This window comes from Deltaproteobacteria bacterium (assembly GCA_009930495.1).
Taxonomy (GTDB): domain Bacteria; phylum Desulfobacterota; class Desulfovibrionia; order Desulfovibrionales; family Desulfomicrobiaceae; genus Desulfomicrobium.
The window spans coordinates 18323-32597 of sequence record RZYB01000012.1 but is presented as its reverse complement, the minus strand read 5'-3'; the positions used below and the strand labels follow the sequence as shown (position 1 = coordinate 32597).

The 14275-nt window shown below is 60.9% G+C and carries 10 protein-coding genes; 7 read left to right on the top strand and 3 right to left on the bottom strand.

The genetic code is table 11. The features are described from left to right. The 5 genes from EOL86_02525 to EOL86_02505 all read left to right on the top strand — a co-directional run. Window positions 1-161 (top strand): hypothetical protein (locus tag EOL86_02525; protein NCD24459.1); only part of this gene is annotated, 161 nt, incomplete at its 5' end. Between the two features lie 84 nt (window positions 162-245). Then, entirely contained in the window at window positions 246-1634 is a 1389-nt protein-coding gene (locus EOL86_02520) for an FAD-binding protein (GenBank protein NCD24458.1), read from the top strand. A 4-nt stretch (window positions 1635-1638) separates the two neighbouring features. Next, window positions 1639-2928, top strand: a complete 1290-nt coding sequence (locus tag EOL86_02515; protein NCD24457.1) for a (Fe-S)-binding protein — start codon at window positions 1639-1641, stop codon at window positions 2926-2928. Window positions 2929-3128: 200 nt separating this feature from the next. After that, window positions 3129-5231: a phosphate acetyltransferase gene (locus tag EOL86_02510; protein ID NCD24456.1), complete on the top strand. Its 2103-nt coding sequence runs from the start codon at window positions 3129-3131 to the stop codon at window positions 5229-5231. Between the two features lie 36 nt (window positions 5232-5267). Beyond that, on the top strand, window positions 5268-6476 hold the full coding sequence (locus EOL86_02505; protein NCD24455.1) for an acetate kinase: 1209 nt from the start codon (window positions 5268-5270) through the stop codon (window positions 6474-6476). An 83-nt stretch (window positions 6477-6559) separates the two neighbouring features. Here the strand turns inward: EOL86_02505 and EOL86_02500 are convergent, their stop codons facing one another. The 3 genes from EOL86_02500 to EOL86_02490 are packed head-to-tail and all read right to left on the bottom strand — an operon-like array spanning window position 6560 to window position 10852. Beyond that, the gene (locus EOL86_02500) at window positions 6560-7762 is read right to left on the bottom strand and encodes an HlyD family efflux transporter periplasmic adaptor subunit (protein NCD24454.1); all 1203 of its coding nucleotides are present in this window, start codon (window positions 7760-7762) and stop codon (window positions 6560-6562) included. Then, the gene (locus EOL86_02495; protein NCD24453.1) at window positions 7759-10122 is read right to left on the bottom strand and encodes an FtsX-like permease family protein; all 2364 of its coding nucleotides are present in this window, start codon (window positions 10120-10122) and stop codon (window positions 7759-7761) included. The genes EOL86_02500 and EOL86_02495 overlap by 4 nt, the downstream gene beginning before the upstream one ends. A 4-nt stretch (window positions 10123-10126) precedes the next feature. Then, window positions 10127-10852, bottom strand: a complete 726-nt coding sequence (locus tag EOL86_02490; GenBank protein ID NCD24452.1) for an ABC transporter ATP-binding protein — start codon at window positions 10850-10852, stop codon at window positions 10127-10129. A gap of 286 nt (window positions 10853-11138) precedes the next feature. Here EOL86_02490 and EOL86_02485 point away from each other — a divergent pair, with 286 nt between their 5' ends. Continuing rightward, window positions 11139-12323 carry an efflux RND transporter periplasmic adaptor subunit gene (locus tag EOL86_02485; GenBank protein ID NCD24451.1) on the top strand — a complete coding sequence of 395 codons (1185 nt, stop codon included), beginning with the start codon at window positions 11139-11141 and terminating at the stop codon, window positions 12321-12323. Between the two features lie 2 nt (window positions 12324-12325). Then, window positions 12326-14275: a MacB family efflux pump subunit gene (gene macB, locus EOL86_02480; protein ID NCD24450.1), complete on the top strand. Its 1950-nt coding sequence runs from the start codon at window positions 12326-12328 to the stop codon at window positions 14273-14275.

Sequence of the window (14275 nt, the reverse complement as noted above, 5' to 3'; positions counted from 1 at the left end):
TCTGCATTCACAACATCGTCGCCGTCTGCGCCGTGACCGGCCTCATTGGCCGCGAAGGCATGATCCTGAAGCGCACCTTCTGGCCCTTTGTGCTCTACGGCATCGTCGTGGGCATCATCGCCAGCTTGATGAGCTTCGTGTTCCTGCCGCATTTGTTCTAGGTTGACGACGGTCCCGGCGGTTCGCGCAAGGCTTCCGGGACCGTTTTTCGAGAATCTCTAGGAATCTCACGCAAGGAGAGAATAATGATTTCCACGAGTCTGCTCACCGAGTTCAAGAACCTGCTGGGCAAGGACAATGTTCTGGACAGCGAGTCCGACCGGCACGCCTATTCCTACGATGCCGCCGTGCTCGACGCGGTCATCCCGGAGCTGGTGCTCCGTCCCACCAACAGCGAGCAGCTCGGCAAGACCGTTGCGCTGTGCAACGAGAACAACCTGCCCATGACGGTTCGCGGCGCCGGCACCAACCTGAGCGGTGGCACCATCCCGACCAAGGAGCACGGCGTGGTCATTTTGACCAACGGCCTGAACAAGATCCTCGAAATCAACGAGCAGGATCTGTACGCCGTCGTGCAGCCCGGCGTGGTCACGGCCAAATTCGCGGCCGAGGTGGCCAAGCGCGGTTTGTTCTATCCGCCGGACCCGGGTTCCCAGGCCGTGTCCACCCTGGGCGGCAATGTCAGCGAGAACGCCGGCGGTCTGCGTGGCCTGAAATATGGCGTGACCAAGGACTATGTCATGGGCGTGAATTTCTGGAACGTCGAGGGCGAGTACATCAAATCCGGTGGCAAGACGGTCAAGTGCGTCAGCGGGTTTAATCTTTCCCAGCTGATGGTCGCCTCCGAGGGGACTTTGGGCGTCTTTGACGAAATTATTTTGAAGCTTGTTCCGCCGCCAGTTGCGTCCAAGGCCATGCTGGCCGAGTTCAATGACATCAACAAGGCTTCCGAAACCGTGGCCGCGATCATCGCCAACAAGATCGTGCCCTGCACCCTGGAACTTCTGGACAACGCGACCATCAACTATGTCGAGGATTACACCAAGGCCGGCCTGCCCACGGACGCCGCCGCCATTCTGCTGATCGAGGTCGATGGCGGACATATGGCCCTGGTCGAGGACGACGCCGAGAAGGTTCTGGAAATCTGCAAAAAGAACGGCGCCCGCCGTGTGCAGATGGCCAAGGACGCCGCCGAGAAGAACAAGCTTTGGGAAGCCCGCCGCAACGCGCTGCCGGCCTTGGCCCGCGCCCGTCCGACAACCGTGCTTGAAGACGCCACCGTGCCGCGCAGTCAGGTTCCGGCCATGATCAAGGCCATCAATGATGTTGCCGCCAAGTACAAGCTGCAGATCGGAACATTCGGCCATGCTGGCGACGGCAACCTGCACCCGACCATTTTGACCGACAAGCGTGACAAAGAGGAATTCCACCGCGTGGAGCAGGCCGTCGACGAAATTTTCGACGTGGCCTTGAAACTCGGTGGCACCTTGTCCGGCGAACACGGCATTGGCACGGCCAAGTCCAAATGGCTGGAAAAGGAAACCACCAAGGCGACCATTATTTATTCCCGCAAGCTGAAGAAGGCCGTCGATCCCAATTATCTGCTCAATCCTGGCAAGATCATCGGAGGCTAAGTCAATGACTCAAGACGTTCATCAGCTGGCGAAAATGCTGCAGGAGCTGGATGACCAGATGGTCACCTGCATGAAATGCGGCATGTGTCAGGCGGTATGTCCGATATTTGCCGAGACCATGAGCGAGGGCGACGTGGCGCGGGGCAAGATCGCGCTTTTGGAAAACCTGTCCCATGAGATGATCAAGGATCCGCAAGGAGTACAGGACAAACTCAATAAGTGTCTTTTGTGCGGCTCGTGCGCGGCCAATTGTCCCAGCGGCGTCAAGGTGCTGGACATTTTCCTCAAGGCCCGTGTCATCGTGAACACGTACATGGGGCTTTCGGCCACCAAGAAGGCCATTTTCCAGGGCCTCTTGACCAAACCTGCGCTGTTTAATTCCGTGCTGGACGTGGCTTCCAAGTTCCAGGGCGCGTTCACCAAGGAAGCCAACGAGATCATTGGCTCGTCCTGTTCGCGTCTGAACATGCCGGTCATTGGCGAGCGGCATTTCATGCCCCTGGCCAAGAAGTCCTTGCGCAAGCTGGAACCGGCACGCAATACCCTGCCCGGAAAGAGTGGGTATCGCGTGGCTTTTTTCCCGGGCTGTGTCATCGACAAGATTTATCCCCACGTGGGGCAGACAGTGCTCAAGGTCTTGACGCACCACGAAGTCGGCATTTACATGCCCGCCGGTCAAGCCTGTTGCGGCATTCCGGCTCTGGCTTCCGGAGACAAGGATTCTTTTGACAAGCTCGTGAAGCGCAATCTGGAAATCTTCGAAAAAGAGAACTTCGACTATCTGCTCACGGCCTGCGCGACCTGTACCGCGACCATGCACGAACTGTGGCCCCTCATGTCCGGCGACAAGACACAGAGCATGCGGGACCGCATCGCGGCCCTTTCGGCCAAGGTCATGGATATAAATCAGTTCCTGGTCGATGTGCTCAAGGTGGCGCATCCGGTGGAGGGACACGGCACCAAGGTCACTTATCACGACCCTTGTCATTTGAAGAAGTCCCTAAAGGTCAGCGAACAACCGCGAGCGCTGCTCAAAACCAACCCCAATGTGGAATTCGTGGAAATGGCAGAGCCGGACCGGTGTTGTGGTTCCGGCGGGAGCTTCAACCTGCAGCATTACGAATTGTCCAAGGAAATCGGCACCCGCAAGCGCGACAATATCGTGGCTTCCGGCGCCTCGGTCGTGACCACCGGATGCCCGGCGTGCATGATGCAGATTTCCGACATGCTGTCCCAGCACCAGGATCGGATCGCGGTCAAGCACGTTATTGAAGTCTACGCGGAAACCCTTTGATGAGTTCGGCGCCGATGGCTGGCATCGGCGCCGTCACGAATCACCAGTTTTTTTTCGGAGTGAAATACCGGTGCCGGTGGCCGGCATCTTTTTTTGGCAAATGCATGGTTTGGGTAATCAACCAGGAAAACGGAGCGGTGTCATGCCGCTCTTGGCGCGAGCCGGACTGTGATCGGCCCGGCGTTTTATGAGGGAACATCATGGCCAATAATCTCTATATCACGGCGACGGAATCGCGAAGCGGCAAATCCGCCATTGTCCTGGGCGTCATGCAGATGCTGCTGCGGGACATCCGGCGGGTCGGTTTTTTCCGACCCATCATCAACGACGATTCGGACCGCAAGGATCATGATATTGATCTGGTTCTGTCCCAATTTTATTTGGGTCTGCAGTACCATGAGACCTACGCCCTGACCATGCGGCAGGCCAAGGAACTGGTCAACGCCGGTCAGCACTCCCTGTTGATTGAAAAAATTATCAACAAATACAAGGAAATGGAGTCCAAATGTGATTTCGTGCTGATCGAAGGCACGGATTACGAGGGCGCCAGCCCGGCCTTTGAGTTCGACATCAACGCCGACATCGCCGCCAATCTGGGCAGTCCGCTTTTGATCATTTCCAATGCCTGTCAGAAGACGGACCACGAAATCATCAGCGCCACCAAATTGGCCGTGGAGTCTTTTGCCGAGAAGGCCGTGGACATCCTGGGTGTCATCGTCAACCGGGCCGATATCCCGGACCGCGAGGCGTTGCGTATTGCCTTGCGCAAGACCCTGAACAAGCCCGACATGCTCCTGTTCATCATTCCCGAAGTGGCCATCCTGGGGAAACCAACCGTGGCCGACGTCATGAAGTGGATGGGCGCGGAAGTGCTTTATGGCAAGGATAATCTGGATGCCCAGGTGGACGACATCGTCGTCGCGGCCATGCAGATCGAAAATTTCATGAACTACATCGAGCGCGGCAGTCTGGTGGTCACGCCCGGCGATCGCTCGGACATCATCGTCAGCAGTCTGGCTTCCCGACAGTCTTCGTCCTATCCGGATATTTCCGGTATCCTGCTGACCGGCGGCATCGTGCCCGGCAAGAGCGTGGCCCGGCTCATCGACGGCTGGACCGGCGTGCCCGTGCCTGTCCTGCTCGGCAAGGAAGCGACTTTCCAGACCGCGCGTCGCCTGTACAACATGTACGGCAAAATCGAACCCGACGATCAGAAGAAGATCGCCTCGGCCCTGGGTGTTTTCGAGGAAAGCGTGGATACGGACGAGCTCCGGCTGCGCCTCAATACCCGGAAATCCACCAAGGTCACGCCGCAGATGTTCGAGTACGGACTCATAGAGAAGGCCAAGAAGCACAAGCAGCATATCGTCCTGCCCGAGGGCACTGACGAACGTATCCTGCGCGCGGCCGACATCCTGCTGCGCCGGGGCGTGGTCGATCTGACCATTCTGGGCGACCCCAAATCCATCCAGACCATGACTTCGCAGCTTGGTCTGAATCTGAACGGCGCGCATTTGATCGATCCGGGCAAATCGCCTGATTACGGCGATTATGTGGCCACCTTCATGGATTTGCGCAAAAAGAAGGGCGTTTCCCGCGAAGTGGCCTGCGACTGCATGATCGATCCGACCTATTTCGGCACCATGATGGTTTTCAAGGGCCAGGCCGACGGCATGGTTTCCGGAGCCATCAACACCACGGCCCACACCATTCGGCCGGCTTTCCAGATTATCAAGACCAAGCCGGGCGCGTCCATCGTGTCCAGCGTCTTTTTGATGTGCCTCAAGGACCGCGTCCTGGTTTTTGGCGACTGCGCCGTGAACCCGAACCCCACGGCCCAGCAGTTGGCCGAAATCGCGATCAGCTCGGCCGAGACCGCGCGTATTTTTGGCGTGGATCCGCGCGTGGCCATGTTGTCCTATTCCACCGGTGATTCCGGGGCGGGCGGCGACGTGGACACGGTTATCGAGGCCACGCGCATTGCCCAGGAAATGGCACCAGGCCTGCTTTTGGAAGGTCCGCTTCAGTATGACGCGGCCATCGATCCCGATGTGGGCGCCAAGAAACTGCCTGGCAGCCAGGTTGCCGGCCGGGCCACGGTTTTCGTTTTCCCGGATCTGAATACTGGTAACAACACCTACAAGGCCGTGCAGCGCGCCGCCAACGCCGTGGCCATCGGTCCGGTTCTGCAGGGCTTGAACAAGCCCGTCAACGACCTGAGCCGCGGGTGTCTGGTGCCCGACATCGTCAACACCGTGGCCATCACGGCCATTCAGGCCCAGGCAGAAAAAGGTTTGATTTAATTTGATTTTAACTTGTGTAGAAGGGATTGTACTCGCATGAATATATTGGTCATCAATTCTGGTAGCTCGTCCATCAAATATCAGCTCATCGATATGAACACCGAAACGTCCATGTGTTCGGGTTTGGTGGAACGCATTGGCGAGGGCATGGGTGCCCTGACCCATAAAATCAAGCCCGGCACGGACGCCGAGCAGAAGTTTGTTTTCGAGCAGGAGTTTGTCTCCCATGTGGATGGCATGAAGCGCGTTGTCGAGCTGATCACCGACGCGGACAAGGGCGTTATTTCCTCCAAGGAGGAAATTCATGCCGTGGGACACCGGGTGTTGCTTGGTGGCGAGGAAATCAAGCATTCCGTCCAGGTTGATGACTGGGTCAAGGGCGTCATCCGTGATTACATTCCGCTTGGTCCGCTGCACAATCCCGCCAATCTGGCCGGTATCGAAGTGGCCATGGAGCTGTTTCCGCACGCGCCGTCCGTGGGCGTGTTCGACACGGAATTCCACCAGACCATGCCGGAAAAAGCCTTTCTGTATCCGCTACCTTACGAACTTTACTCGGACATGCGTGTACGGCGCTATGGCTTCCATGGCACGTCCCATGCCTACATCACCCGCCGGTCGGCCGAGTTCCTGGGCAAGCCCGTGGAGCAGGTCAATCTGATCACCTGCCATCTTGGCAACGGCTGTTCCATGGCCGCCGTGCGCAACGGACAGTGCGTCGACACGACCATGGGCATCACGCCCTTGGAAGGTTTGATGATGGGCACGCGTTGTGGCGATATCGATCCGGCCCTGGTGCCCTTTTTGATGGAAAAGAAGGGCTGGAGCGCGGCGGAGATCGACACGGTCATGAACAAGAAAAGTGGCTTGAAAGGCATTTGCGGCATGAACGACATGCGCGACATCCATGCCGCCCGTGCCAAGGGCGATGCCAAGGCGCAGCTGGCCTTTGATATGTTCGTGTACCGCATCCGCAAATATATCGGTGCGTTCGCCGTGGTTCTGGGACGGGTGGACGCAGTGGTCTTCACCGCCGGCATCGGTGAGAATGATGATTTTGTCCGCGCGGCGGTGTGCGAGGACCTCGGCATCCTCGGTATCGGCATCGACGCCGAGGTCAACGCCAAGCGCTCCGGCGAGGCCCGTCACATCGGCAAGCCCGGCATGCCCGTGTCCGTGCTGGTTGTTCCGACCAACGAGGAATTGGCCATTGCCCAGGCCACGATGAACGTTTTGAAGAAATAAGACGGCTCTACCCTCCTTGTGCCCCGGTGGAAGTTCGCTTTTACCGGGGCTTTTTCGTTTTTGGCGCCAAGACCGGCAGCTCTTCAATCGCCGGGCGCGACCCGCGATCCATCCCGGATGTTTTCGGGTGGATGGACGATGACAACGTCGCCCTGGTCGAGTCCGGAGCGGATTTCCGCGTTCTGTCCATTCATGTGATCGATACGCACTTCGCGCAGTCTGGCCGCGCCGTTGTCCACACGAAAGACCATCCATGACATGCCGTGGCGGAAGAGCGCACCCATGGGAACCTGCGGCGTGTCCGCGCTTTGCCACGTGCTGATGCGTGCCTGGACTCCGAAACGGTCGCCCAGCTCAAAGCCCGCGGAGGGGACCTCCAGCAGGTCGATACGCGCCTTGACCCGTTGTTCTTCCACGCCGATGGCCGAAATCTTGGTGAAGCCGCCTCGTTCCACCAACCGGACCTGACCGCGCAGGGGTGTCGGGCCGCCCCAATCTTCGATGGCCACCTCCGCGCCGGGTTCGACGCCAACGGCATCGCTGGACAGAAGCTCGACCTCGATTTCCAGATCATGCGGATTGCCCACTTCCATGATGGCCGTGGCCGGAGTCACGGTGCGCGCGTTTTCTTCATGCAGATTGAGCACATAGCCGTCCACCGGAGCCAGGATGGTCACGGTGTGCGCTCCCTGGTTCGAAGGTGTCGCGGTTTGGAGCAGGCCGGCCTGGACCTGGCTGATTTCGAATTGCGCCACGCTCAGGGCAAAGCGGGCCGCCTGTTCTTCCTTGCGCGTTACAAGCAGCTGGGCGTTTGTTGTGTCCCAGTCGTGTCGGGACACGGCCCCGGCACCAAGCAGGGCGTCGGTGCGTTGATGCGTTTTTTCGGCCAATGCCAGATTGGCCTGGGCGCGCTCCAGATCGGCCTGACGCAGCCGGGCGAGGGCCTGTGCCGCGTGTAGTCTGGCCTCGGTTTCGGCTTTGACCCGTTGATTGAGGATTCCCGCCGGTTCCGGAACAATTTGTGCCAGAACGGTGTGCCCGGCCCGGATTGGATCGCCGGCCCGAAGCTCCACCCGGTGCAAAAAACCCGCGACGGGTGCGAAGATGACGTATCGGGCGCGAATGCGGGTTTTGCCTTCCTCGGTCACGGTGACGGTCATGGGACCGGAGCGGATCTGGGCTGTTTCCACGGGCGTGGGGCGTGGCCACAGTCCGATCGTGACAAGGGCCGCAAGAACAAGGCCGGCACCAGCCAGGAGGATTTTGCGCAAGGAAGGGGTGTTCATTCTCTGGCCTTCAAGACTCCGAGGAGGTCGAGGTGTTGCACGCGGCGGGCCACCAACGCAAAGGATGCGACAGAGGCCAGCAGCACGATGAGCACTGCCGTGGTCCGGGCATGGACGGTCACGACCAGGGGCATGCGAACGGATTCGGTGCTGGCTGTCAGCACGAGAAGTCTGGCCAGCTCCGACCCGATGACAAGGCCCGGTCCCAGGGCCGCGAGGGTCAGCACGGACAGCTCCGCGAGGAGGATGAGGATGACATCTGCCTGGGAAAAGCCAAGGACGCGCAGCGTGGCCAAATCGCGGGTTCGCTCGGACAGGGCGATGCGGGCGCTGTTGTAGACGACGCCTGCCGAAACGATGACGGCGAAGCTGAAATACACGGACCGCACGATGTCCATCATGTTGCCCATGACCGACTCGAAGCTCTTTCGCGCGGCCTGTGTCGAAACCACGCTGGCGATGGCCGGGACTTCCTTGGCCCGGTCCAGGAATGCGTCCGTGCGCGCCGTGTCCAGGGCGAGATACGCGCCGCTGACGATTCGGTCCTCGCCCATCAGGCGGTTCAGGGCGCGGATATCCATGTATGCGCCGAGGCCGGAAAAATCGGTGACGGTTTCGACCATGACGGTGGTCAGACGGGGCCGTGTTCCCTCCTGAACTTCGACCCGCGTCTGATCTCCCGGTCGCAGATCGAGCACTTCGGCCAGTTTTGCGGAGAGGACCAGTCCGGAACTGGGCAGGGACACCGGGCGGCCCTGATCATCCAGAAGGCGGTTCAGGCGCGCATCGGACGCAATCCCGATAATGCCCACCCGGCGATGCCGGTGCCCGTGGGCAAGGAGCGCCGGCACTGTCCGAAACGGTTCGGCATGGAGGACACCGGGCAGGTGCGCCAGGTCGTGCAAGGCCGCGGGCGATGCCGGTTCGATCAGGCTGATGGTCATGTCCTGGCGTTGCGACCGGGTCCATTGGAAATCCATGAGATACGCGATGCCGTCACCCATGGCGCCGGGCAGAATGGGTATGGCCGTGGCCAGGGACAAGCCGAGAACAGTGAACAGCGCCTGGCCGGGTTTGCGTTCCAGATTACGCAGCACCATCCGGGGCATGGGAGGAAGCAAACGCGTAAGCCCTGATTTTTCCAACAGGGATGGGCCGAAGCGGGGTGGTGTTTCCGGACGCATGGCCTCGGCCGGGGGCAGGCCGGCGGCCTGGAGCACGGCCGCGACCACGCCGAGAAACGCCGCGCCGGCGCTGGCTGCCAGGGCCAGGGCCAGCGCCGTCCAATCCGGACGGAAAAGGAGCTCCGGAAATTGGAAAAAACGTCGGTATAGCACGACCATTTCATGCCCCAGCCACAGTCCGATCACGGTGCCGATGATTGTTGCCGCAAGCACGGCGGCCAGAGCGAACTGGGCATAATGCCATCCCACGGCCGCCGAGGAATATCCGAATGACTTGAGCTGGGCGATCTGTTCCCGCTGCAGCCGGACCAATCGTGTCAGGGCCGCGCTGGTCATGAAGGCCGCGATGGTCAGGAATACGGCGGGAAAGGCCAGGGCAAAGCCGCGCAGGATGGCAATGCGGTCATCAATGAGCTTTGAGGAGGTGTGTTCCGTGCGGTCATAGGACACCCGTCCGCCATGGGGCGCGAGAAGAAGGTCCAGGCGCGCTTTGACGGCGGCCGTGGTCCCTCCCGGGGCCAGGGTCGCGACGACGCTGTTGAACGCTCCTTCCAGCCCGAAGGCCTGGGCCAGGGCGCGTTCGTTCATCCAGAAAATGCCGAAACCCCGGTTGTCCGGCACGGTCTCGCCGGGTCGTGTTTCGTAGACGAATTCCGGGGACAGGGCCGTGCCGACAATGCGCAACGTGGCGCGAGCGCCGTATATGGTCGCTTGAAGGGTGTGCCCCGGTTGCAGACCGTGGGCCGTGGCAAAGGCCTCGGAAATCAGGACTTCCGATCCATGTCCCGGTTCGGGAAGGCGCCCACGCCGTAAATGCGGCACGTTGATGCGCCACGGGCGGTCATCGGGCATGGACAGGATGACGCCGTCGACAGGGGAACGCATGCCGGGCATGTCCAGGCTCAGCGAGCCCTTGATCCGTGTTTCCACGGAGGCCACGCCGGGGATTTTGGCCAGCTCCCGGCCCAATGCGTTGGGCGCGCGTTTGAGCTCGCAGAATACGTCGGCCAGACGGTTGCGTTCGTAGTAGTCGTCGCGGGCCGCTTCCAGGGAGCGGACCAGGCCCTTGGACATGATCATGACCATCAACCCGCAGGCCATGACCAGGGCCACGGCGGTCATCTGACCCTTCATGGCGGCGAGATCGCGCAGGAGTTTTCGTGTCAGGGCCATCATTGCGTCACCACTCCAGCTCATGGACCGGGCGACGTGTCGTCTGGGCGCGGATGGACGTGATGCGCCCGGCCGAGAGGAAGATGACCCTGTCGGCCATTTCCGCGATGGCCGCGTTGTGTGTGATGATCACGGCCAGGGTGCCAAATTCGCGGTTGATGCGTTCGATGGCTTCGAGCACGGTGATGCCGGTTTTTACGTCCAATGCGCCGGTGGGCTCGTCGCAGAGAAGCACGGCCGGACGCTTGGCGATGGCCCTGGCGATGGCCACGCGCTGCTGTTCGCCGCCCGAAAGCTGGGCCGGGAAATGATCCATGCGGTCGGCGAGTCCGACCAGCGACAGGGCGGCTTCGGCGGACATGGGGTTGTGGACGATGTCCGTGATCAGGGTCACGTTTTCGCGGGCCGTGAGGCTCGGTATGAGGTTGTAGAATTGAAAAACGAAGCCCACGGCGTCGCGTCGGTAGCGGGTTAATGTCGTGTCGTTGGCGGTGGTCAGGTTTTGGTCCTTATACACAATGGTCCCCCCGGAGGGAGAATCCAGGCCGCCCAGGATGTTGAGCAGGGTGGATTTGCCACTGCCCGACGCGCCGAGGAGCACGACCAGTTCGCCGGGATGAAGATCGAGGTCGATGCCGTCCAGAGCGCGTACCTCCAGGCCCATGCCCTGGCGGTAGATTTTGGTCAGTCCTCGGGCGCGGAAAATTGGATCGGATGATCTGCCTTGGCGCATTGTCGAGTCCTGGTTAGTATTTGCCCACGGTGATCAAACATGAATCAGGCGCTTTGGTCAATTTCCGTCCACGCGCGGTCACTGTCGCCGTTGGATTTCTTTACATCAATCGGCGTGGATTTTGGGATTGAATGGAGGTACGGGCTCTGCCTGGATATTTGGAGCGGTTCATGCAAAGCCCCGCAACGGTCAGGCTGCGGAATTTTGTCGCCAGGCCGGTTGTACGTTACGGAGGGATTTTTTTGATGCACGGCGCGCACGGCGATCTCGGATCGCGGAGAAACGGATGCGAAAGATATTTTGGGTAATCGCGGCTCTTGTGGTGGCGGCGGCCGGGGGCGGGTACTGGTACATGAACCGGGGGGCGGACAAGCCCGTGCTGATCACGGCGCGGGCCGTGCGCATGGACATCGAGGAGTCCGTTCTGGCCAGCGGCATGGTCCATGCCCTAAACACGGTCGAGGTCGGCGCGCAGGTTTCGGGGCAGCTGCAACATCTGCACGTCGCCCTGGGCGACCGGGTGACCAAGGGCCAGCTTCTGGCCGAGATCGATCCGCAACAACAAAAGAACGCCCTGGATAATGCCCAGGCCGGATTGGCCAATGTGCAGGCCCAGAAACGGGCCAAGGAAGCTCTGCTCAAGCAATATCAGCTTGAGCTGACCCGTCAGCAGCGCATGCGCGACCGCGACGCCTCGGCCCAGGCCGACCTGGAAAGCGCCGAGGCCCAGGTGGCCACGACCAAGGCCGAGATCGCCGCGTTGGAGGCCCAGATCATCCAGGCTCGGACCGAGGTCGACACGGCCCAGGTCGATTTGGGGTACACCCAGATTTCCGCGCCCATCGACGGCGTGGTGGTGGATATCGAAACCAAGGAAGGGCAGACCATCATCTCGGCCCAGACCGTGCCGACTATCCTGACTCTGGCTGTTTTGGACACCATCACGGTCAAGGCCGAAATCTCCGAGGCCGACGTCGGTAAGGTCCGGCCGGGGATGGAAGTGTATTTTACCACGCTTGGCGGCACGAAGCGTCATCAGAGCACGCTGCGCGCCATCGAGCCGGGGCCGACCACGGACATCGACGACTCCACCAGCGCCTCCAGCGCGGACGCCATCTATTATAATGGCCTGTTCGACCTGGCCAACCTTGACCACGCCTTGCGCATCGGCATGACCGCCCAGGCGACCATTGTCTTGAACCGGGCGCAAAACGCGTTGTGCATTCCAGCCTCGGCCCTGGGGGCCGTGGGTGCGGACGGGCGGGGCACGATCGCGGTGCTGCGCGGCGAGACGCAGGAACGGGTACCCATCCGCGTCGGGATTTCGGACAAGGTCCATGTGCAGATTCTGGAAGGGCTTCAGGATGGGGACGTCATTGTCGTCAGCGACAGCAGCGCCGCCGATCTGCCCGTTGAAAACGCCACCCGGCCCAGGCGCGGTCCCGGCGGGCCGCCTCCGGGGGGAGCGTAGCCGTGAGCGAGGCCCTGCTTGAACTGTCCGGCGTTTGGCGTCGGTTTCCGGCCGGAGACGAAGAGATCGCCGTCTTGAAGGACATCAACCTGCGCATCGATGCCGGCGAAATGGTGGCCATCATCGGCGCGTCGGGGTCCGGCAAATCGACGTTGATGAACATTCTGGGCTGCCTGGACCAGCCCTCGGCCGGAAGCTACCGCATCGGCGGACAGGAAACCGGAGAATTGGACGCCAATGAGCTGGCCCGTTTGCGGCGGGAGTATTTCGGATTCATTTTTCAGCGCTATCATCTGCTGACGCATCTGGACGCGGTGCGCAATGTCGAGATCCCGGCTGTTTATCTCGGGCAGCCCAAGGCCCAACGCCGGATCAGGGCCGCGGAACTTCTGGCCCGCATGGGCCTGGGGGACCGGCGCAACCATCGGCCCAGCCAGCTTTCGGGTGGACAGCAGCAGCGGGTGTCCATCGCCCGCGCGCTCATGAACGGCGGCGACGTCATTCTGGCCGACGAACCCACCGGCGCCCTGGACAGCGCCAGTGGGGCCGAGATGATGGACATTTTGCATGAGCTGCACGCACGCGGTCACACCATCATCCTGGTCACCCATGACGCCCAGGTGGCCAGCCACGCCCAGCGCGTCATCGAACTGCGCGACGGCGAGATCATCAGCGACCAGCGCACCAGGCCGCTTGCCCCGGGCGTGGCCCGGGCGCGTTCGGCGCATCCGGTCGAGCGGCCCATGCTGGCCGTCTGGGGGCGGTTCGTGGAGGCGTTGGGCATGGCGCTCAAGGCCATGGACGCCCACCGCATGCGCACCCTTTTGACCATGCTCGGCATCATCATCGGCATCATGTCTGTCGTGTCCGTGGTCGCCTTGGGGCAGGGGGCCCGCCAAAAGGTCATCGACGATATCAGCTCCATGGGCACCAATATCATCGACATCTTGCCCGGCAGTGATTGGGGCGATAAAAGATCAAGCAAAATTCACACGTTGTCCGCGTCGGATCTGACAGCCCTGCGGGCTCAGGTCTATGTGGACAGCGTCACTCCCGGCGTCAGCGGCAGCGTGTCCCTGCGCCTGGACAATGTTTCGGTCAGTGCCGCGGTCAAGGGCGTGGGCCGGGAGTATTTCCGCGTACGCGGTCTGGACATCGCCGAGGGCGCGATTTTTTCGTCCGCGGACGAGGCGGCCCTGTCCCAGGTCGTGGTCATCGACCACAACACTCGCAACAAGCTGTTCGCCGCGCACGAAGACCCCCTGGGGCGGGTCATCCTCCTGGGCAGTCTGCCGTGCACGATCATCGGCGTTACGGCCGAGAAGGACGGTCCCTTCGGCAACAACGAGAACCTCCAGGTTTTCATTCCCTACACCGCGGCCATGGGCCGGCTTTTGGGGCAGGGATATTTCAATTCCATCACCGTGCGCGTGGCCGACGGGGTGTCCAACCAGCTGGCCCAGCAGAGCATCATCAAACTTCTGACCCAGCGCCACGGCACCAAGGATTTTTATACCTCAAGCTCGGACAGCATATTGCAGACCGTGAAAAAAACCACGGCCACCCTGACCCTGCTCATTTCCGCCATCGCGGTCATTTCGCTGGTGGTGGGCGGGATCGGGGTTATGAACATCATGCTTGTCTCGGTCACGGAGCGGACCCACGAAATCGGCATCCGCATGGCCGTGGGCGCGCGTCAGGGAGATATCATGCAGCAGTTTTTGATCGAGGCCGTGCTGGTCTGCCTTATCGGCGGCCTGTTTGGCATACTGTTGTCCTACGGGGCGAGTATTGTCTTTTCCCTGTTCGTGTCGGCCATGACCATGCAGTTTTCGATGTGGTCCATCGTGGCCGCCTTTGGCTGTTCGTCCCTGATCGGCGTGGTCTTCGGTTTCCTGCCGGCCAGAAACGCCGCCCGCCTCAACCCCATTCAGGCGTTGGCCAGGGAATGA